Annotated in this window: 19 protein-coding genes; 13 read left to right on the top strand and 6 right to left on the bottom strand. The window is 53.3% G+C overall.

What is annotated here, in order from left to right; translation table 11 throughout:
* Positions 1-3: 3 nt before the first annotated feature.
* Together tatA and tatC are read left to right on the top strand one after the other, a co-directional pair.
* The gene (tatA, locus tag NQZ67_RS00200; protein ID WP_257441760.1) at positions 4-183 is read left to right on the top strand and encodes a twin-arginine translocase TatA/TatE family subunit; all 180 of its coding nucleotides are present in this window, start codon (positions 4-6) and stop codon (positions 181-183) included.
* 40 nt (positions 184-223) lie between these two features.
* On the top strand, positions 224-964 hold the full coding sequence (tatC, locus tag NQZ67_RS00205; protein ID WP_257441761.1) for a twin-arginine translocase subunit TatC: 741 nt from the start codon (positions 224-226) through the stop codon (positions 962-964).
* 77 nt (positions 965-1,041) lie between these two features.
* Here the strand turns inward: tatC and NQZ67_RS00210 are convergent, their stop codons facing one another.
* From NQZ67_RS00210 to NQZ67_RS00220, 3 genes are read right to left on the bottom strand one after another with little or no spacing between them, the layout of a single operon-like run.
* Positions 1,042-1,932 carry a glycine betaine ABC transporter substrate-binding protein gene (locus tag NQZ67_RS00210; protein ID WP_257441763.1) on the bottom strand — a complete coding sequence of 297 codons (891 nt, stop codon included), beginning with the start codon at positions 1,930-1,932 and terminating at the stop codon, positions 1,042-1,044.
* A gap of 26 nt (positions 1,933-1,958) precedes the next feature.
* The gene (locus NQZ67_RS00215) at positions 1,959-2,801 is read right to left on the bottom strand and encodes an ABC transporter permease (protein WP_257441764.1); all 843 of its coding nucleotides are present in this window, start codon (positions 2,799-2,801) and stop codon (positions 1,959-1,961) included.
* Complete coding sequence (locus NQZ67_RS00220; protein WP_257441765.1) at positions 2,788-3,999, bottom strand: quaternary amine ABC transporter ATP-binding protein; 1,212 nt, start codon at positions 3,997-3,999, stop codon at positions 2,788-2,790. The genes NQZ67_RS00215 and NQZ67_RS00220 overlap by 14 nt, the downstream gene beginning before the upstream one ends.
* Positions 4,000-4,253: 254 nt before the next feature.
* Here NQZ67_RS00220 and NQZ67_RS00225 point away from each other — a divergent pair, with 254 nt between their 5' ends.
* Entirely contained in the window at positions 4,254-4,811 is a 558-nt protein-coding gene (locus tag NQZ67_RS00225; protein ID WP_257441766.1) for a GbsR/MarR family transcriptional regulator, read from the top strand.
* 63 nt (positions 4,812-4,874) lie between these two features.
* On the opposite strand, the gene sspI is transcribed toward NQZ67_RS00225, so the two are convergent.
* Positions 4,875-5,117, bottom strand: a complete 243-nt coding sequence (gene sspI / locus NQZ67_RS00230) for a small acid-soluble spore protein SspI (protein ID WP_306812631.1) — start codon at positions 5,115-5,117, stop codon at positions 4,875-4,877.
* A 132-nt stretch (positions 5,118-5,249) separates the two neighbouring features.
* Between sspI and NQZ67_RS00235 the strand changes: the two genes are divergently transcribed.
* From NQZ67_RS00235 to cyoE, 7 genes are all read left to right on the top strand, one after another.
* On the top strand, positions 5,250-6,059 hold the full coding sequence (locus NQZ67_RS00235; protein WP_257441768.1) for a TrmH family RNA methyltransferase: 810 nt from the start codon (positions 5,250-5,252) through the stop codon (positions 6,057-6,059).
* Positions 6,060-6,220: 161 nt separating this feature from the next.
* A complete protein-coding gene (locus NQZ67_RS00240; RefSeq protein WP_257441769.1) occupies positions 6,221-7,159 on the top strand; it encodes an HNH endonuclease in 939 nt (312 codons plus the stop codon).
* 19 nt (positions 7,160-7,178) lie between these two features.
* On the top strand, positions 7,179-11,429 hold the full coding sequence (locus tag NQZ67_RS00245) for an InlB B-repeat-containing protein (protein WP_257441770.1): 4,251 nt from the start codon (positions 7,179-7,181) through the stop codon (positions 11,427-11,429).
* Between the two features lie 157 nt (positions 11,430-11,586).
* Positions 11,587-12,171, top strand: a complete 585-nt coding sequence (locus NQZ67_RS00250; protein WP_257441772.1) for a TetR/AcrR family transcriptional regulator — start codon at positions 11,587-11,589, stop codon at positions 12,169-12,171.
* Positions 12,172-12,187: 16 nt separating this feature from the next.
* Positions 12,188-12,529 carry a DMT family transporter gene (locus NQZ67_RS00255; protein ID WP_257441773.1) on the top strand — a complete coding sequence of 114 codons (342 nt, stop codon included), beginning with the start codon at positions 12,188-12,190 and terminating at the stop codon, positions 12,527-12,529.
* Positions 12,529-12,843, top strand: a complete 315-nt coding sequence (locus NQZ67_RS00260; protein ID WP_257441774.1) for a DMT family transporter — start codon at positions 12,529-12,531, stop codon at positions 12,841-12,843. The genes NQZ67_RS00255 and NQZ67_RS00260 overlap by 1 nt, the downstream gene beginning before the upstream one ends.
* Before the next feature lie 148 nt (positions 12,844-12,991).
* On the top strand, positions 12,992-13,912 hold the full coding sequence (gene cyoE, locus NQZ67_RS00265; protein WP_257441776.1) for a heme o synthase: 921 nt from the start codon (positions 12,992-12,994) through the stop codon (positions 13,910-13,912).
* Positions 13,913-13,972: 60 nt separating this feature from the next.
* On the opposite strand, the gene arfA is transcribed toward cyoE, so the two are convergent.
* Positions 13,973-15,487, bottom strand: a complete 1,515-nt coding sequence (gene arfA, locus NQZ67_RS00270) for an arabinosylfuranosidase ArfA (RefSeq protein ID WP_257441777.1) — start codon at positions 15,485-15,487, stop codon at positions 13,973-13,975.
* 147 nt (positions 15,488-15,634) lie between these two features.
* Here arfA and NQZ67_RS00275 point away from each other — a divergent pair, with 147 nt between their 5' ends.
* Positions 15,635-16,549: an ArsR/SmtB family transcription factor gene (locus NQZ67_RS00275; protein ID WP_257441778.1), complete on the top strand. Its 915-nt coding sequence runs from the start codon at positions 15,635-15,637 to the stop codon at positions 16,547-16,549.
* Between the two features lie 132 nt (positions 16,550-16,681).
* On the top strand, positions 16,682-17,836 hold the full coding sequence (locus NQZ67_RS00280; protein WP_257441779.1) for a family 43 glycosylhydrolase: 1,155 nt from the start codon (positions 16,682-16,684) through the stop codon (positions 17,834-17,836).
* A 40-nt stretch (positions 17,837-17,876) separates the two neighbouring features.
* On the opposite strand, the gene NQZ67_RS00285 is transcribed toward NQZ67_RS00280, so the two are convergent.
* On the bottom strand, positions 17,877-18,695 hold the full coding sequence (locus NQZ67_RS00285; protein ID WP_257441780.1) for a MerR family transcriptional regulator: 819 nt from the start codon (positions 18,693-18,695) through the stop codon (positions 17,877-17,879).
* 116 nt (positions 18,696-18,811) lie between these two features.
* On the opposite strand from NQZ67_RS00285, the gene NQZ67_RS00290 reads away from it, so the two are divergent.
* Positions 18,812-19,492, top strand: a complete 681-nt coding sequence (locus NQZ67_RS00290) for a YitT family protein (RefSeq protein WP_257441781.1) — start codon at positions 18,812-18,814, stop codon at positions 19,490-19,492.
* Positions 19,493-19,602 lie beyond the last annotated feature (110 nt).

Below are 19,602 nucleotides of genomic sequence, written 5' to 3' on the forward strand. Positions count from 1 at the left end.
GGTATGCCATTTGGCAATATCGGAATTGGCGGTTTGGTGTTAATTCTAATTATCGCGCTTATTATATTCGGACCTTCCAAGCTGCCCGAGCTGGGCCGCGCCTTCGGCAGAACGCTGAGCGAATTCAAGGGGGCTACGCGGGGGCTCGTGAACGGCGAGGAAGAAGCTAAGCAAGGGGAATAGGAAGCGACAAAAAAAGCTGCGGCTGCCGCGGGAAAGTAAGATGAAAAATCCGAACGATCAAAGCTTAATCGGTCATTTGGAGGAAATGCGGACAAGGCTGATCCGGACGCTTGTCTCCTTCTTGGTCGCGATGGCTGCCGCTTTCCTGTACGTGGAAGAGATTTACGAATGGCTCGTGCGCGACATGGAGAAGAAGCTGGTGCTGCTAGGCCCTTCCGACGTCATCTGGGTCTATATGATGATCGCCGGGGTAGTGGCTATCGCCATTACGCTTCCGGTCGCCGCGTATCAGATCTGGAAGTTCGTTACTCCCGCGATGCCGGACGCCACGAAGCGGGCCACGCTGCTGTTCATCCCGGGCATCAGCGTCTTGTTCGCGGCCGGCATCTGCTTCGGTTATTTCATTTTGTTCCCGATGGTGCTGCATTTCATGAATCGGATGGCGTCTGGATCGTTTGAAATGATGTATACGGCGCAAAAATATTTTACGTTCATGATCCATATGACCGTGCCGTTCGGCCTGCTGTTCGAAATGCCGGCGATCGTTATGTTTTTGACGAAGCTTGGCGTACTCAATCCCGTCCGTCTGGCCAAAGCGCGTAAGCTTGCCTATTTTGTACTTGTGATCGTCGCCGTTACGATTACTCCGCCGGATATTTTGTCCGACATCATCGTCATCGTTCCGTTATTCCTCTTATATGAAATCAGCATTACGATTTCCAAATTCGTCTATCGGAATCAGCTTCGGGCGCAGCAGGAAATGTACTCGAGCTCAATATGATAGGAATACTACTGGAAATCAGTGGTCAAAAAAACGGCACGGGGCTTTTTCCCGTGCCGTTCCATTTTGATTAGTCATTACTTCAGCCAAGCGTCGACCTTGTCGGCATTCTCTTCGACCCATGCTTTGGCCGCTTCTTCCGGCTCGGCGCCTTCGACGATTTGAATCATGACATCGGCCATGTCGTCCGGCGTCCAGTTGAACGCGTCGAGGAACGCGTAAGCTTCCGGTTGATCATCCTTCAGTCCTTGGCGGACAACGGTATGGATCTGCTCGTCTTCCCCGTAGACGCCCTTCGGATCCTCAAGATATTTCAGATCCATCTTCGCGAACTTCCAGTGCGGCGTCCAGCCCGTTACGACGATCGGCTCTTGATTGTCGTAAGCCTTCTGAAGCTCTTGAGCCATAGCGGCGGAGGAGCTTTCCAGCAGCGTCCAGTTCTCCTTCAGTCCGTACTCTTCCAATACGGCTTCCGTCTTCATCATGAGGCCGGCGCCCGGCTCGATGCCGGTAATCGTGTGCTTCACGCTGTCGCCGACATCGCCTGCAAGGTCTTCTATGCTGTTAATCGTCATGTAAGACGGCACAACAAGACCGAGCTTCGTACCGTCGAGGTTCGGACCGAGATCCTCCAGCTTGCCTTCATTTTCTTTCAAATACGTTTCGTGCGTCGTCGGCAGCCATGCGGCAACCATCGCGTCCGCGCTTCCGTCGGCGATGCCCGCCCACATCGGACCCGCGTCAACCTGAAGCATCTCGACCGTGTAGCCAAGCTTCGTCTCGAGCACTTCCTTCACGACATGCGTGCTTGCGATTTCGGAATCCCACGCGACATAAGCAAGCTTGATTTCTTTTTTGGCGTCTGCCTTGCTGTCGCTGCTTCCTTCATTGCCGCCGTTATTCGAGGAGCAGCCCGCGAGAATGGATAGAATCATAATGGCGGTTACGAATAAACTGAAATTTTTCATGGTACGTTTCACTCTCCTAGGTTTAATTATGAGGAATGGGTCTTGGAACGCTTTGTAACCTGTTGGGTCAAGCGGTCCAGAATGATCGCCAAGATGACGATGGCGAGCCCCGCCTCGAAGCCGGTACCGGTCTTGATCTGGGTAACGGCCCGCAGTACGGTAGCGCCTACGCCTTGCGCGCCGACCATCGAGGCGATGACGATCATCGATAAGGAAAGCATGATCGTCTGGTTCACTCCGGCCATGATGGTTGGCAGGGCGATCGGAAGCTGAAGCTTGACCAGCTTCTGGCTCGGCGTGGAGCCGAAGGCGTCCGCCGCTTCGACCAGCTCGGCCGGTACTTGGCGGATGCCTAGATTCGTCAGCCGGATCGTCGGCGGAATCGCGAAAATAATAGACGAGATCACGCCAGGTACGACGCCGAGGCTGAAGAACGAGATCGCCGGAAGCAGGTAGACGAATGCGGGCATCGTCTGCATAAAATCGAGAACCGGCGTCACGAGGTCTCGCAGCCTATTATGGCGCGCGCATAAGATGCCAAGCGGTATGCCGATGATAATGGAGATAAAGGCTGCCGTCAGCACGAGCGCCAGCGTCTGCATCGTCTCGTCCCACAGCTGCAAATTGTCGATGAGCAGCAGGCCGACGGCGGTGAAAACGCCCAGCTTCCATCTGCCGATCAGCCAAGCGATCGCCGTGAACAGTGCGATAACCGCCAGCGGAGGAAGCCACTCCAGCACGAAATGAATGCCGTCCACGGTGCCGCCTATGAGCAGACTGATGAAATCGAACAGAGGTTCCAGGTTGTCCGTCAACCAGTCCTCGCCGGATTCGATCCAGTCCGCAAGCGGAATTTTAGGCAGATTCATACGTGTCACCCCCCAGGGCCGAATTCGAGTTGCCGGCCAGCGCCGCAAGTACGGCGCCTTTGATTACGACGCCGTGCAATCGGCCGTTCTCGTCGGTGACGGCAACGGGCAAGCGAGAGCCCGCCATCAGCTCGAACAATTCGTTCAGCAGCGCCTCCGGTACGGTGACCGGCACTTCGCGAAGCATGACGTCTTCTAGCTTGAGATTTTCTTTCACGGCCTTAGACGCGTCCTCCGCCGAGACCAAGCCGAGCAGCTTCATGGCTTTGTCGACGACGTACAAGCTCGAAACTCCTCGTTCCTTCATGAATTGAAGCGCGACGCGCGGGCCTTTGTCCGGCGTAATCGTCTCCGCTTTGTCCATCGCGTGGGCAGCCGTCAGCACTTTGGACAGATCGACGTCCTCGACGAACCGTTCCACGTATTTGTTGGCCGGCTGGATCAGAATTTCTTCCGGCGAGCCGATCTGCGCGATGCTTCCGTCCTTCATAATCGCGATTTGATCGCCGATGCGAAGCGCTTCGTCCAGATCGTGCGTAATGAAGACGATCGTCTTCTTCATCTTGGCTTGAAGCTGCAAGAGTTCGTCCTGCATATCCTTGCGGATCAGCGGATCTAGCGCGCTGAACGCTTCGTCCATCAGCAGGATGTCGGGTTCGTTCGCGAGTCCGCGCGCCAGACCGACGCGTTGCTGCATCCCGCCGCTCAGCTGATCGGGATAGCTGTCCGCCCAGCCCTTCAGGCCGACGAGCTCCAGCGATTCCATTGCCATCTCGCGCCGCTTTTTCTTCTCCACGCCTTGGATTTCCAGCCCGTATTCCACATTCTGAATAACCGTGCGATGCGGGAACAGCGCGAACTTCTGGAACACCATGCCGATATTCCGGCGCCTGAACTGTCTAAGCTCCGCTTGGTTCATCTTCATAACATCCTGTCCGCTGAACAGCAGCTGCCCCGAGGTCGGTTCAATCAGCCGGTTCAGCAAGCGGACGAGCGTGGATTTACCGCTGCCCGACAGGCCCATTATGACGAAGATTTGGCCCTCCTCGATGGAGAAGCTGGCTTGATTGACACCGACGGTTAGCTTTGTTTCGGTGAAAATCTTTTCCTTGGTCCAGCCCTTCTCCAGTAATGGAAAGGCCCGTTTTGGATCATGGCCGAATATCTTCGTTAGTTTTTTTGCTTCTATAATGGCCATTTGGTTGTGCCCCCTCTCTAGCCTTCTAGCCGATCTTTTCGACTTCCCCAGTGTAAATGGATACGTTTGGAATGGTCAAAGAGGCTGACAGTCTATATCGTACGTACAGTTTTAACTTTACGTACTTTACGGACGGAATACTCCTGATAACTCCCTTTTTCGCCCGATTCATTTTCTTTACATTTCCATGTCCATATGCTTCAATAACGATATTACGTAGGGATGGACTTGGTTTTCTGGATGGGAGGGACATAATGGACGAGCTTGCAGGATTGACGGAGGAGCAGCGAACAAAGCTGCTACAGACAAGAAGAAGAGTGATAGAATCGATCGGCAAAAACATGGATCTCTATGGCATAACGCTGTCCATAGGTCATTTATACGGGAATATGTATTTCAATCAGGAGCCGGTCACGCTGGACGAGATGAGCCAGACGATGGGCATGAGCAAGACGTCGATGAGCACCGGCATGCGAACGCTTCACGACCTAAAAATGATTAATAAGGTGTGGGGAAAGGGCTCGCGGAAGGATTTGTACGAGGTCGTGCCGGATTGGCATCAGAACTTCGCCGATTTCTTTTCGATTAAATGGAGGAAAGCCGTCGAGCAGAACATGAACGTTCTCGCCCGCAGTCTCAAGGAAATTGATGGTTATATAGAAAGCAGCGCCGAAGAGGCGGAATATGTGAAAGTGCTCGAAAGCGATAAAGCAAAAATCGAAGACGCGCTCAAGTATTACCGTTGGCTGGATAAGCTGATTGATTCCTTCGAATCGGGCGACATTTACAAGTTTCTTCCTAAGGAGGAGTAACGGAAAGAGGAACGCCGCAGGCATACGCCTGCGGTTGTTTGCTTTGTTCGGGGGACAGAAGGATTAGGATGGCGAAGGATTCGCGACGGCCGCGTTCTGCTGATGGAGGTGACGGTACAAGGAATCGACCATGTAGGTCTGTTCGTTCTGGCCGGCTTCCTTCCAGATCATCTCGAAGAGGACGCCGAGTCCCGGCAATGCCCGCTCGTCGCTGTCGATCGAATCCGCGATGACATCTTTGAGCTCTTCCTTCGTATTGCCGTTGACGCGCATAATAATGGCTTGTCTAAGATCGATCGTTTGCAATGAGGATACCTCCCGCGATATGGACATTTTGCTTCATTACTATGCCCGAGAACGATGGAGGCCATCCGCTCCGTCCTTATGCTATACTTATGGGAAGAAGATGAATAACGGAAGGTCGGGTACGTAAAACATATGAGTATGGAATCCAACGATCTCTACATAGGGTCGCCGCAGAATGACCGGGTGAAGGGCTGGTCTTCCCTCCTCGACAAAAAATACAGGGATCGGGAAAACCGATTTATCGTGGAAGGCGTTCATTTGATCCAAGAAGCGGCTGAAGCGGGTGTTGTTGTTTCCCAAGTCGTATACGACTCGGAGCGGGGCGTTCCGGCCGAGCTGGAATCGCTGCGTAACGGGGCTCTCGATCGAACGGAATGGATCGCCGCTTCGAAGGCCGTCATGGGCAAATGCACCGGGACGGACACGCCGCCGCCGGTATTCGCCATCGTAAATAAGCCCGAGATGCCACGGGAGAGGCTGTTCGGAGAGGGCCGACTGGTCGTGGCTTTGGACGGGGTCCGGGATCCCGGAAATCTGGGTACGATCATCCGCTCCGCGGATGCGGCGGGCGCGGACGCGGTCGTTCTTGGCAAAGGCTGCGTGGATCTGTACAATCCGAAGACCGTCCGCTCGACGATGGGCTCGCTCTTCCACCTGCCGATCGTGCAGGAGGGTTTGATGGAGCTGCTTCCGCTGGCGAGAGAGGGCGGAGCCAAACTTATCGGGACAAGTCTGCAGGCCGACCACAGCTGCTACGGCTATGACTGGAAGCAATCGACTTGGCTGCTCATGGGCAGCGAATCGGTCGGCTTGTCAGAAGAGGTTCGAGGCCTCGTCGACGAATCCGTCATCATTCCGATGGCGGGACGGGCGGAATCGCTGAATGTGGCGATGGCGACGACGGTTCTGCTGTTCGAGGCGATGCGGCAGCGGTTGGTTTAAATAGAAGGCTGGAACTTGGTTGTCGAATGACCCAACCATGGTTCCAGTCTTTTTCTCATGCACACCCTTCTAAAGTCTTAGTTCTAAAGACTATCAAAATTCTATATTTTCTTTTAGAATATTTACTATACATAGGAAGGAATGAAACGGAGAGCATCTACATGGGATTTTTAAATGAATTAGGATCATTGGCCGGAAAAGTAACAGGCAAAGTAATCGGCGGGTCCGTTCGGGTCGTAGGGGAGATCACCAATAGCCAGACGATAAAGGAAATCGGGGATGGCGCAGAGCGGGCAACGGCAAAAACGGGGGAGCTTCTTGGGAAGGTCGCTAGCGGTACCGTTGATGTCGGCATAGGACTCTTCCAGAAGGATGAGCACAAGGTAAACCAAGGCTTCTCCGAGCTTGGCGATGCGGTTGTAACCACGGCGAAAGGCGTTGGTCAAGGCATTGGCTATGTCTATGAGAACGGTAAAAATGTAGCGGTGGGCATAAAAGACGGGAACATGGATCAGGTCAAAGAGGGCGCAAAAAAGATTGGAATGGTTGCGGCCGTCAGCGTGTTGGCTGTCGGAATATTCGAAGTGGTGGATGGTGTGGATGGCGTTGGTGGTGTTGCCGATGCCGCAGAAGCTCCAACCGATGTGGATACCGTGAACGCGGATGCACCAACGGATGTTCAAGTCATAGATACGATAAACTCCGATCTAGTGGGTACGGAGCACCCGGAAACGGGTGTGCCTTATGAAACGAAAACAATCCAGCTGACCGATGGACAATGGGTCGAAGGTGTTTTCCCTGACTTTAATGAGGTGTACGCCTATGAACTCCCTGAGAGCATGTATCTGCAAACCGATGATGTTCAGTTTTCCTATTTAAACGATCAATTAGCCAACGACATTGCGAATGATCCGGCATTAGCGGCAACCTTTACGGCGGATCAAATGGAAGACATACATAACGGGGATACGCCTGAAGGTTATGTCTGGCATCATACCGAGGAACCAGGACGCATGGAGCTTGTTGAAGTGGAGGAGCATGCCCATTCGGCTCACACGGGCGGTAGAGAGCTTTGGGGCGGCGGTTCTGAATATCGATAGTTAAGGGAGATGAATGAGTTTGAAATTGAAATTTAGAACGGAAAGCAGATGGTTGAGATTGGGGTTGGCCTTCCTGATCGTATTTGGTTCAATCGCCGGCGGCATCGCCCCGGAAAAGGCAGATGCTGCGGGAGAGGAGCCTTTGCCCGAACCTTTGCTCGGCGAGATCAGGTTGTTCCCATTCCAGTTCGCACCGCCGGGCTGGGTGTACTGCGCCGGGCAGAAGCTGTCGCTTAGCCAGAACACGGCGATGTACTCGCTGCTGGGGGACCGGTTCGGGGGGGACGGGAAGAGCACTTTTGCCCTGCCGGATTTGCGGGGACTTGAACCGGTTAATGGCATGGGATATTACATTGCAACGCAAGGCATTTTTCCAGGGCGAGAAGATCCGTTTAGCAATTATTCAATGCTTGGAGAAATCAGAATATTGCCTTATACCTTCGCTCCGGTCGGAACGAGACTGGCGGATCATAGCGCACTGACCAAATCCGAGTTTCCAGAACTATTTAATCTTATGGGCAGCACTTTTGGAGGGGATAACGACACCTTCAATTTGCCGCAGATCGATCCGCTTATCGAAGGGGTCAATTATTATGTTTCCACGACAGGGACTTCTATCGGAGCGAGCGGGACTGGCGAGGAATATTTAGCGGAATTGACCTTATTCCCATTCGATGCATCATCTAAGGGCATTAAACGTGCAAACGGAGAGCTCGTGGAACTTCAGACTAACACAGCACTCTTTTCTTTGTTGGGTACGACTTATGGTGGAAATGGCATGCAGAACTACGCGCTACCTAATTTAGAGGCTTTTGGGGGCGCGGAAATTCAGTATCATATTCAAGATAGAGGAATTTTTCCCAGCATGGAAGGCAATTCGACCCCCATTCCAGTAGAAGATAGCTATAATGTAATCATTAATCAACCCTTAGCGGTTTCGGCGCCAGGCGTCATTTCGAATGATGAGAGGGCAATAACGGCCAAGCTTGTGGATCCTCCCGCGCATGGCACAGTCGTCTTTCGCGCGGATGGATCGTTTACGTATACTCCGCATGCCAATTATTTAGGGTCAGACAGCTTCACCTACATTGCCAGCAACAACTCCCGCAGCAGCAGCGATAAAGCTGCCGTGTACTTAACGGTCAAAGAACAGGTTCCGGTCATAACCGGCGTTATGAACGAAGGGGTATACAAAGACGCCGTGACGTTGTCCTTCCCGGAGGGGACGGGGAAATTAAACGAAGTATCGATTACAAGCGGAACGCAGGTTAGCGAAGAAGGGACGTATGAACTGGTCGTCACGTCTCCCTTCGGTACGCGGCAGAACACCGTTTCTTTTACGATCGATAAGACGGCGCCTGTCGTAACGGGAGTCAGTGAAGGAGCCGTTTATCGGACAAGTCCCACCATCAGCTTTAACGAAGGCTCGGCCACGCTCGGCGGCGTTTCGTTCGCGAACGGGGCTGCCGTTAACAACGATGGGATGCATACGCTGGTTGTAACCGACCAAGCGGGAAATCGGAAGGTAGTCAACTTTGCCGTTTATTTGCCGAAGACATTGAGCTTCGACAGCAACGGCGGCTCGGCCGTGGCCAGCGAGACGGTAGAATATGATGCCAAGGGAACTGAGCCGGCAGCGCCGGCCAAAGAAGGGTATACGTTCGGAGGCTGGTATACGGACATTAACTTGACGAAGCGTTTCGACTTTGAGACAGGGGTTAAGATAGACACGGTTCTTTATGCGAAATGGAACATTAACCAGTATTCGGTCAGCTTCCAATCGAACGGGGGGCCGTTAGTCGGCAGCCAGACGGTTGAGCATAACGGAACGGCCGCCGAGCCTGAAGCTCCGGTTATGGAAGGTTATACGTTCGGAGGATGGTACGCGGATAGCGGTCTCAAGACGTTATATAGCTTTGCCTCCCTTGTAACCGAGAATCGCACGGTATTCGCGAAATGGACCATTGACGAATACACGATTGGATTCGACAGCAACGGCGGACCGGCAGTGGACAGCCAAACGGTGACGTACAACAGCAGAGCGGCAGAGCCTGTTGTACCGCAATGGGAAGGGCGCACGTTCGGGGGCTGGTATACGGATAGCAACCTGACGAGGCTGTATAACTTTGATACCGCAGTAAAGAGAAGCATGATCCTTTATGCCAAATGGACGGTCAACACATATACCGTTGCCTTCGACAGCAACGGGGGTTCGGATGTAGCCAGTCAGACGGTGCCGCATAACGGAACAGCCGTTGAGCCAACCGCGCCAATCCGGGAAGGCTATACGTTCGCCGGATGGTATGGGGACCGCGATCTGACGGGGCAATATAGCTTTGCTGCGGGCGTCACGGGGAATCGCACGTTATACGCCAAATGGCTGATTAACCAATATGTCGTCACGTTTAATAGTAACGGCGGTTCAGCTATAGATAGTCAAACCGTAAACTATAACGCCGAGGCAGTCCGGCCAGCCGCACCGACCCGGGAGGGCTATACGCTCGACGGCTGGTATGAGAACAGCGAGCTGAGCATTCCTTATCTGTTTGACTCGGCCGTTACGAAAGATCTTACGCTCTATGCCAAGTGGACGCTTAACTCGTATACCGTTGCCTTCGACAGCGACGGGGGCTCGGAAACAAGCAGCCAGACGGTGCTGCATAACGGGAGAGCCTTGGAGCCGGACGAGCCGGTTCGGGAAGGATATACGTTTGGCGGCTGGTACGGAGACAGCGAACTGAGCACCCTATATACGTTTGATTCGTCCGTGACGAACGATCTCACCCTGTATGCCAAGTGGACGATTCATTCCTATTCCGTAACCTTCGACAGCAACGGAGGTTCGGCAGTAAGCAGCCAGACGGTGAATTACAACACGGCGGCTGCAGAGCCCGCAGCGCCTGTTCGGGGAGGCTATGCGTTTGGCGGGTGGTATACGGATAGAGGCCTGACAACCCCTTTTAGCTTCACTACAGCTATTAAGGCGGATCTCACCCTGTATGCCAAATGGTCGGTCATCTGGGTGGGGTCACCGGATCCGATTATCGAATCCTCCCCTGATACGGGAACGCAGCCGATCTTGATCGGGGGGCTCGACGCAGGTGCGGACGTGTCGAAGGGAAGAAGCGAAGATGGCCGCGACATCGTAAATGTCACCTTCGATGCCGCGAAATTGACGGAAGCTTTCGCTTCCGATCCGAATCCGGTGAAGACGATCGCGATTACGGGTTCGGAGCCGATCGTCCAGGTTGAACTGCCTGCCGGGGCGCTTGCGGATTTGGCTGCAAGACAGCCGTCGGCCAAAGTTGAAATCGTCGTAGACGGAGCGAGTTATGTATTTCCTGTCGGGTTATTAAAAAATTACCGGGAAGGCGCCGTCGTTACGATTACGATCGCGAAGACGGATGAGAAGACGGCCAGCCAAATCGGCAGGGACGTCACGAAGCAGGGAGCTAAGCTCATCAGCCAATCGCCTATCGATTTCATGCTGGAAGTCGACGGAGAGGTGATGTCGGAATTCGGCGGCGCTTACGTGGAGAGGACGATTGCATTGGAAGGAGAAGTCGATCCTAATTCGGTAACGGGCGTATGGTACGGCCCGGACGGAAGCATTCATTATGTGCCTTCCGTGCTGACGAGCAGGAACGGCTCGCCTGTTATGGCCATTCATTCGCCGCATAACAGCATTTATGCCGTCATCGAAAACCGGGTAAGCTTTGCCGATATGGAGAAGCATTGGGCGGAAGCGGATGTTGAGCTGCTGGCGAGCAAATGGATCGTCAAAGGGATAGGGAATGATACGTTTGCGCCCGACGAGAGCATCACGCGAGCTCAATTTGCCGCGCTCCTGGCGCGCGCGCTCGGATTGGTTGAGCAGGGGCCTGTGCAGCCGTTCAACGATGTCCATTCTTCGGCGTGGTATTATGGCGCAGTCGGCGCAGCGCAAAACGCCGGCCTCGTTACCGGTTATGCGGATGGCAAATTCCTGCCGGATCAGACCATTACGCGCGAGCAGATGGCCGTTATGATTATGCGTGCCATTCAGCTCGGCGGCAAAACGGCGGAGGCGGACCAGTCGACGTTAGAGTCGTTCAACGACAGCGGCGAGATCTCGGCGTGGGCGAAGGAAGCTGCCGCCCAAGCTGTCGGATTAGGTCTAATCTCGGGTACGCGGGAGCAGATCTTCGACGCCGCAGCAGAGGCCACGCGCGCGCAGAGCGCAACGATGATCAAGCGGCTGCTCCGCTATTTGGAGTTTATTAACGGTTAGGGCAAGAGGGGAAGAGGAAGAACCGTTCGGCGCAATGTGCTCCGGACGGTTTTTTTATTTAGAGGAGCAAAAAATAATTGAATCCTAACTCATTATGTGCTAGACTAACAATCGTTAGTCAACTAACGACCGGTAGTTAGTGATGGGAGGAGCTCCAATGACTGGACAAAAAATAATGAAGGTCGCGCTGTGCCATTTCGCGAGAAACGGATTCGAGGGCGCTTCGCTTGCGGATATCGCCGCTGAAGTAGGGATTAGGAAGCCTTCTATTTATAATCATTTCAAAGGCAAAGATGAATTATTTATGGCTGTTTACAAGGATGCGGCGACGAGAGAGCTGCGCTTTGTCGAGGAGTTTTTAAAGCCTAGCCGTGGTTCGTCATTGGAGGAGCAGCTGTTTGGTTTTCTGGTCGGGTACAAGGAACGGTACGAAAAGGATGAGGACACCAAGTTTTTTTTGCGAATGTCCTTTTTCCCTCCCGTCCATCTGCAGCAAGAATCGATGACCCTTAGCTTGTTCTATATCGATAAGATGGCCGAGGTGGCTAAAGCGCTGTTCCTATCCGCTAAGGAAGACGGATTCATCCATGCCGACGTATCGGTTGAACATGCGACAGGGGCCTATATGGCGGTTCTGGACAGCATATTCGTGGAGATGCTCTACGGCGATCAAGACCATTTGCTCCGAAGACTTGAAGCGGCTTGGCATGTGTTTTGGCGCGGCGTGCGTACTAACATCTAGAGGAGAATAGACAGATATGAATCGTAGTTGGCTGTACATTTTTGTTGGCGCGGTGTTTGAAGTCGCGTGGGTCATTGGCTTCAAGCACGCCCATGATGTAATGACGTGGGCAGGGACGGGCGCGGCCGTTATCATATCCTTTTTCTTAATCATTACCGCCTCCGCGAAGTTGCCCGTTGGCACGGTCTACGCGGTATTCACCGGTCTCGGGACCGCTGGAACGGTGCTCGCCGAGATGATCTTGTTCGACGAGCCGGTGAAATGGGAGAAGCTCCTATTGATCGCCTTGCTGCTCGCCGGCGTGCTCGGATTGAAATTGGTCGGCGGTAAGTCCGAGACGAAGGAGGTTACGGAATAATGGCTTGGGTATCGTTACTATTCGCCGGCTTGTTCGAGGTCGTGGGCGTGCTCGGAATGAATCGGATCAAACGCGATAATAACGTTAAGGCGTATCTGCTCTTCTCGGGGGGAATTATTCTCAGCTTTTTGTGCTTGAGCTATGCCATGAGAAGTCTTCCAATGGGCACGGCCTATGCGATATGGACGGGGATCGGGACAGTAGGCGGCGCGCTCGTCGGCATGTTCTTCTTCGGCGAATCCAAGGAATGGCGCCGATTGCTGTTTATCGCGATGGTGCTGGCTGCCGCCGTAGGATTAAAACTGATCTCTTAGCAAAAAATAGGATCATGACTCGACGGATTTCACGAAAGCGACACAGTTTTTTGACGGAATCTTGAGGGTTGGGCGAGGAAACGGTACATCGGCGGCGCTTTGTGGTAACCTATATAGAAGAAAGACAGGTAGAAGGAGTGTTGTCGTTATGGGGATGCAAAGTTCTGCGGTTAGTATCGAACGAGTACCGACCTCCGTCACGAAGGTCGTCTTCGACATCATAAAGATTGGCATAGTCAAATCGAACCTTATCGCGATGATCGCCGGTCTCAGCATGGCGATGTTCGTTCATGACTTGTCGTTCCTCGATAAAATTGGAAATATCGCGCTTGCCTTAATCGGATCCGCCATGGTCATCGGTGCGGCCGGCGTGTTCAATAATTTGTACGATCGCGATATAGACGGGATAATGGAACGGACGAAGGAAAGACCGACCGCAACCGGAATGGTTGGCATCGGAAGCGGGCTGTTCATCGGAATCTGGATCGCGCTCGGAGGGCTTGTCTCGTTGTATCTCGCTTCGCCGCTTTCCGCGTTATTCGGCTTTCTGGGGCTGTTCCTCTACGTCGTGCCTTATACCATGTGGACGAAGCGCAGAACGATCTATAATACGGAGGTTGGAAGCTTGTCGGGGGCCATGCCTCCGCTCATCGGCTGGGCCGCGATCTCGTCCGATATTTGGCGTTCCGAAATCATCGCGTTGTTCCTGTTAATGGTCATTTGGCAGATGCCGCACTTCTACGCGATCGCAATTCGCCGCATGGAGGAGTACCGGGCGGCTAACATTCCGATGCTGCCGGTCGTCAAGGGAATGCATAGAACCTACGTGCAAATGAACGTGTATTTGGTGGCGTTGTTCCTCAGCGGCTTCTTATTCTGGTCGTTCAATCCTTACATCGCCGTGGCGAATGCGCTTCTGAGCTTGGGCTGGCTGGTCCTGAGCATCTACGGATATCGCCGGAAGCAGGAGGACAAGTGGGCGCGTTCGATGTTCATCTTCTCTCTGAACCACATTACGGTGCTGCTGCTGCTGATCGTCGGTTACTCCGTGGCGGCTTCCTTTTTCTAACGTAACTATATAGAAAGAACGCAAAGAGGGACACTTCGTTATGAAGTGTCCCTTGCTTATTTACCCTTTGGTTGTCTGCAGGCGAATCACGTTCCACGACGCTTTGCTCAGCATCGCCTGAACCGTGCCGTTGTCCACGCTGGTTTGGCCGCCGGCATGCGGAACGACGTTCCGCGGGTTCGATTTGGTATTAACGGCTTTCAAATCGTCGCTCTCCATCACGATATGCTCGATCAACCTGGCATCGCCGAAGGAACGGATATCTACGCTCAGCTCCATTTGATCCTCGAGATGCCTGTTGACCGCAAAGATCGTCACGATGCCTTGCTCCTCGTTATAGACGCTGGTCGCTTCCAGATAAGGAACGTCCGTAAAGTCCTTCGAATCGTATTTGTCAGAGGACACAATGGATTGCAGCACGGTCCCTCTGCCGTAATTGGAGGCGTGCAGGAAAGGGTAATAGGTCGTCTGCAGCCATAGAGCGCCGTTCGTTTCGGTCATGATCGGCGCAATGACGTTAATCAGCTGAGCGATGCACGCCATCTTCACACGATCGGCATGCCTAAGCAGCGTAATGAGGAAGCAGCCGACGGCCAGCGCGTCTTCATGCGTATACACGTCCTCGAATTCTGGAGGAGCGACCTGCCAGCGCTCTTCGGCGCGGCTCGTTCCGATGGAGTTCCACACGTTCCATTCATCCAGCGACAGCATCAGCTTCTTCTTGCTGCGCTTCTTCGCCTTGACGTAGTCGCAGATCGAGGCGACGCTATGAATGAATTGGTCCATATCCAGCGATTTCGCCAGGAAGTTAGGCGTATCGTTGTTGTTATTATTGTAGTAGGTATGCAGGGACAGGTAATCGACATTGTCGTAGCATAAATCAAGCACGGTCGCTTCCCATTCGGCGAAGGTGCTCATGCCGCTGCTGGAGCTGCCGCATGCAACAAGCTCGATCGACGGATCGACCCACTTCATCGCTTTGGCCGTTTCATTGGCAAGGCGTCCGTATTCGACCGCGGTTTTGGCGCCAATCTGCCACGGACCGTCCATCTCGTTGCCAAGACACCAGGTTTTGAAGCGATGCGGCTCCTGGTAGCCGTGAGAGATCCGCAGGTCGCTCCAGTAGGAGCCCGAAGGATGGTTGCAGTATTCCACCAAATTTCTGGCAGCGTCGATGCCCCTAGTCCCCAGATTAACGGCCATCATCACTTCGGTGCCGACAAGCTTGGCCCAATCCGCAAACTCGTTCGTGCCCACCGCATTCGTCTCCGTCGTCCACCACGCGAGCTCCAATTGACGCTTGCGCTCCGCCTTCGGCCCTACGCCGTCTTCCCAGTTGTAGCCCGACACGAAGTTTCCGCCCGGATAACGGATAATCGGAACGTTAAGCGCTTTGATCGCTTCGATGGCGTCCTTCCGGAAGCCGTTCTCGTCGGCCGTAGGATGCCCCGGATCATAAATGCCTCCGTATACGGCGCGGCCGAGGTGTTCGATAAAGGAGCCGTATAGCCGGGGATCGACGGCGGACACGGTGAAGCTCTTGTCGATAAGCATGTTGGATTTTAAAGTGGTCATGAAAAAACACCCTCCATGATATAGGATTCATTAAATAGCGAATTCATATTATTGATTTCTTATTTCATATGTACCATAATGACGATATGAGAACAAGATAATGTTTTAGGATTCGTTAAATTACTAATTCTATATAAGGATGAGACTATGCAGTTAACAACGGATGCCGCTTCGCTGAAGGTGTATGAAGCACTGGCAAGCGAAGCCCGGCTCAAAATTATCGACCTGCTCTTTCGGAAAGAGATGCACATCAAAGAGCTAGCGGGCGAGCTTTACCTGAGCAATGCCATTGTAAGCAGCCATGTGAACAAGCTTGAGCAAGCGGGAATCGTGGGAAGCCGTATGAAACGGGTAAACGGAGGCACCTACAAATTTTGTTACGTCAAGCAAGAATACGCGCAAATTAAACTGTCGCCGGATATCGGGGCCGCCAAGTCCTATCACGAGATAGCCGTTCCGGTCGGCCATTATACGGATTATGAAGCGTGGCCCACCTGCGGCATCGCAACAACGACGAAGATGATCGGCCAATACGATAATCCGGCATGCTTCATGGATCCGGAGCGGGTGAATGCCGGCATTCTATGGTTTGCCCGCGGGTTTGTCGAATATAAAGTGCCCAACTACTTGCTGAACGATCAGAAGCTGGTCGAAATCGAAATATCCATGGAGCTGAGCTCGGAGGCGCCCAAGTTTAACGAAAATTGGCCCTCGGACATTTGTTTTTCCCTTAACCATAAGCCCTTGGGCATTTGGACGAGCCCCGGCGATTTCGGCGATAAGAAAGGAAGGCTCACCCCGGAGTGGTGGCATTCGGACGTCAATCAATATGGCGTGCTGAAGGCGCTGCGCATCAACGAAAAAGGAACGTTCATCGACGGGGAGCGCATATCGGATGTCCGCATTCATGATTTGCAGTTGGATACGACGTACTGGACCTTCAGCATGAGACCGGAGGATGCCGTTCGGGGGCGAGGCGGGCTTACTCTGTTCGGGAAGGGATTCGGTCATTACGACCAGGATATTTTGGTCCGGTATTACTATGAGAAGAACCGAGCTTAGCAGCTTAGGTTCTTTTTTTATCTATATTGGATTTATAAATATACTAATCTAGAGAAGATAAATTAACTGTTGAATGAACTCAGTGAGTGTAGTTAAATAGAGGTATTGAATAGAGGAGGTGCGGGAACGATCATGAGAACAACAAGTATGAAAGCATGCGAAATCCGTCTGAAGGCCGGAGAAGCCTTAAACCTGCCGAAGCTTGTAGAGGTCGAGCTGGAAGGCGGCCTAATGGAGAAGTACCCCGTCGAATGGGAGCCGGTTGAACCGTCTCTTCTAGGGAGGGCGGGAACTTTTACGGTAGAAGGTGCCATTATTGCCGACGAATATCCGAATCCTCTTGTTCCGAATCGCGCCGATCCTCACGTCTATAAGCATACGGACGGCTATTATTATTTCACCGGATCCGTGCCGGAGTACGATCGATTGGCGCTGAGGCGATCCCGGACGGTCGCCGGACTGTCGGAAGCGGAGGAGACGGTCATCTGGACGAAGCATGAGACGGGCGAGATGGGCAACCACATCTGGGCGCCGGAGCTTCATTACATCGATGGCAAGTGGTATATCTATTTCGCGGCGGGGACGGCCGAGAACAAGTGGGCGATTCGTCCGTATGTGCTGGAATGCGAGGACGAAAATCCGTTAACGGGGACTTGGACGGAGAAGGGCAGGATCGAGCTGCCGGTCGAAAGCTTCTCGCTGGACGCGACCACCTTCGAACACCGGGGACGCAGATATTTGGCTTGGGCCCAGATTATCGAGGAATCCTGTCTCTATATCGCGAGGATGGATTCGCCATGGTCGATAGCGACCGAGCCCGTGAAGATCTCGGCGCCGGAATATGACTGGGAGATCCAGCTGCACCGGGTGAACGAAGGTCCCGCCGTGCTGAAGCGGAACGGCAAGGTGTTCATGGCCTACTCCGCCAGCGGGACGGACCACCGCTACTGCATGGGCCTGCTGACGGCGGACGACGCAAGCGATTTGCTGGATCCGGCCTCGTGGAGTAAGTCCAGGGAGCCTGTATTCGCAAGCAGCGAGGCCGCCTCCGAATACGGGCCGGGACATAACAGCTTTACGGTGTCCGAGGACGGCTCCGCCGACCTGCTTGTGTATCATTCGCGGCCGTACAAAGAAATCGAAGGCGAGCCGCTCTACGATCCGAACCGCCATGCCCGCGTCCAACGCGTGTTGTGGAAGCCGGACGGCACGCCGTTTTTTGCGACGCCGGGCTGGAAACTGGATCCTGCGGGGAACACGGCCAAAGCCAAGGTAACGATCGAGTAGAAGGGAGAGACTTTCGAGCGCGGCTCGGGGGTCTTTTTTGTCATGAAGAAGGGACGACTTCTACTCTTACTTGGATTTCGGTCAGAAACTCCTCGCTCTTCATCGTATCCCGGTTATCTACCTCGTAGATTTCGAAGGGGCCTCCCGCCACGCGATACCCGTGTTCCGAGGCAAATGCCAATACCTCGCGGATCCGGTCGGAGCTCTGCCTGTAGTCTCCGCGGTAATAGAGAGAGAGGTACTGTCCGGCGGGAAGAAGGAAGTCATATTCCTTCGTCCCGTTCTCCATAATAAAGAAGACGGAATGAAAGACGTCTTTGACTCCCTTGCGCAAATCCTCTACCGACACGAAGGCCCCGATCAGCAGATTTCCGAAGTCGTCGAGCCTGTGTTCATGCTTCCGATGCAGTCTCTTGATCGCCAGATCCATTTCTTCATCCCGCGTAATAAGCGTCTTAAGCTGAAGACAAGGCCGGTCGGACAGCGCCTTAACCGTGATGACGCCGTCTTGAATATGCGCCGCTTCGGTAAGAACCCGAATACGGCCTTGAATAATGCGCTGCTTGGCCTGAAGCTTCTCGAGCTGGCGCTCTATGACCCTCTGCTCTTCGAGCAGCCGATCGATCGTATTGCCGACGTTCTGATTGTCTAAGTATTCCTTGATCTGCTGCATGGAGAAGTCCAGGCTTCGTAAATCGCGGATAATATTCAGCTTGTACAGGTCTTGAAGGCCATAAAGCCGGTAGCCGTTCGTGTCCCGCCTTGGCTTCAGCACCCCCAGCTTCTCGTAATACCGCAAGGAATCGGGCCCGATTCCATACAGCTTGGAAATTTCATTAATCTTAAAAGAATCCTTCATGACGATTCGAACCTGCCCCGCATGTATAATATGGCTCTTGACCTTAGCATTGTACCAAGGTTTAGCCTGTATATACAAAAGGCAGGCTTGCCGACATCATGAAAGGTTTTGATTGTATGTTTCAAAAGTTCAAATGGTTCACTCATCTCGCGATTGCTCCCGCCAAGCTCGCATGGATTGCTTTGGGCTCCGCCTTTATTTCGTTCGGTCTAGTGAACGTCCATCAGCAGGCTGATCTGACGGAAGGCGGCGTGCTGGGATTAACGCTTCTGCTGAATCACTGGCTTGGGCTTTCGCCATCCGTTCTATCGTTATTCCTCGATCTGATTTGTTATCTATTGGCGTTCCGGTTCCTGGGCAAATCCTTTATTAAAATTTCTATTGTGGCCTCCATTTGGTTGGCCGGTTTCTTGCAGGTGTGGGAGCGGATTCCCCCGATGCTCAGCCAAATCTCCTCCTATCCATGGATCGCGGCGCCGCTCGGAGGCCTGTTCATAGGGATCGGCGTTGGCTTGGTCGTGAGGCAAGGCGGCTCCAGCGGAGGCGACGACGCGTTGGCTCTAATCCTATCTAAAGTATCGCGCGTCAGATTGTCGATAGCCTATCTAGCGACCGATTTGACGGTGCTGCTGTTATCGCTTTCCTATATTCCGCTGGACCGAATCGCATATTCTCTCTTAACCGTCGTCGTGTCATCGCTCACTATCGACTTTGTGCAGAATGCGGGGAGGAACGAACAAGCCGATCCTGCTAAGGATAAGAAGCTTTGGACGGCGCGCAAGGCGGATGCCAAATAACCGTAGCTATAGCAGCGGCTCCCTTACCGTAAGGGGGCCGCTGCTATTGGTTAGCAGGAATATGGAAGGGCAGCCGAAAAGTTCAACCGTAGACGGAAGAAATGTTCAAT

Origin of the sequence: Paenibacillus soyae, from assembly GCF_024623455.1 — a bacterium.
In the GTDB taxonomy this organism is placed as follows: domain Bacteria; phylum Bacillota; class Bacilli; order Paenibacillales; family Paenibacillaceae; genus Pristimantibacillus; species Pristimantibacillus soyae.

Coding starts and splice junctions, on each gene's coding strand:
- tatA (WP_257441760.1), top strand. CDS start 4: ATGCCATTTGGCAATATCGGAATTGGCGGTTTGGTGTTAATTCTAATT.
- tatC (WP_257441761.1), top strand. CDS start 224: ATGAAAAATCCGAACGATCAAAGCTTAATCGGTCATTTGGAGGAAATG.
- NQZ67_RS00210 (WP_257441763.1), bottom strand. CDS start 1,932: ATGAAAAATTTCAGTTTATTCGTAACCGCCATTATGATTCTATCCATT.
- NQZ67_RS00215 (WP_257441764.1), bottom strand. CDS start 2,801: ATGAATCTGCCTAAAATTCCGCTTGCGGACTGGATCGAATCCGGCGAG.
- NQZ67_RS00220 (WP_257441765.1), bottom strand. CDS start 3,999: ATGGCCATTATAGAAGCAAAAAAACTAACGAAGATATTCGGCCATGAT.
- NQZ67_RS00225 (WP_257441766.1), top strand. CDS start 4,254: ATGGACGAGCTTGCAGGATTGACGGAGGAGCAGCGAACAAAGCTGCTA.
- NQZ67_RS00235 (WP_257441768.1), top strand. CDS start 5,250: ATGAGTATGGAATCCAACGATCTCTACATAGGGTCGCCGCAGAATGAC.
- NQZ67_RS00240 (WP_257441769.1), top strand. CDS start 6,221: ATGGGATTTTTAAATGAATTAGGATCATTGGCCGGAAAAGTAACAGGC.
- NQZ67_RS00250 (WP_257441772.1), top strand. CDS start 11,587: ATGACTGGACAAAAAATAATGAAGGTCGCGCTGTGCCATTTCGCGAGA.
- NQZ67_RS00255 (WP_257441773.1), top strand. CDS start 12,188: ATGAATCGTAGTTGGCTGTACATTTTTGTTGGCGCGGTGTTTGAAGTC.
- NQZ67_RS00260 (WP_257441774.1), top strand. CDS start 12,529: ATGGCTTGGGTATCGTTACTATTCGCCGGCTTGTTCGAGGTCGTGGGC.
- cyoE (WP_257441776.1), top strand. CDS start 12,992: ATGGGGATGCAAAGTTCTGCGGTTAGTATCGAACGAGTACCGACCTCC.
- arfA (WP_257441777.1), bottom strand. CDS start 15,487: ATGACCACTTTAAAATCCAACATGCTTATCGACAAGAGCTTCACCGTG.
- NQZ67_RS00275 (WP_257441778.1), top strand. CDS start 15,635: ATGCAGTTAACAACGGATGCCGCTTCGCTGAAGGTGTATGAAGCACTG.
- NQZ67_RS00280 (WP_257441779.1), top strand. CDS start 16,682: ATGAGAACAACAAGTATGAAAGCATGCGAAATCCGTCTGAAGGCCGGA.
- NQZ67_RS00285 (WP_257441780.1), bottom strand. CDS start 18,695: ATGAAGGATTCTTTTAAGATTAATGAAATTTCCAAGCTGTATGGAATC.
- NQZ67_RS00290 (WP_257441781.1), top strand. CDS start 18,812: ATGTTTCAAAAGTTCAAATGGTTCACTCATCTCGCGATTGCTCCCGCC.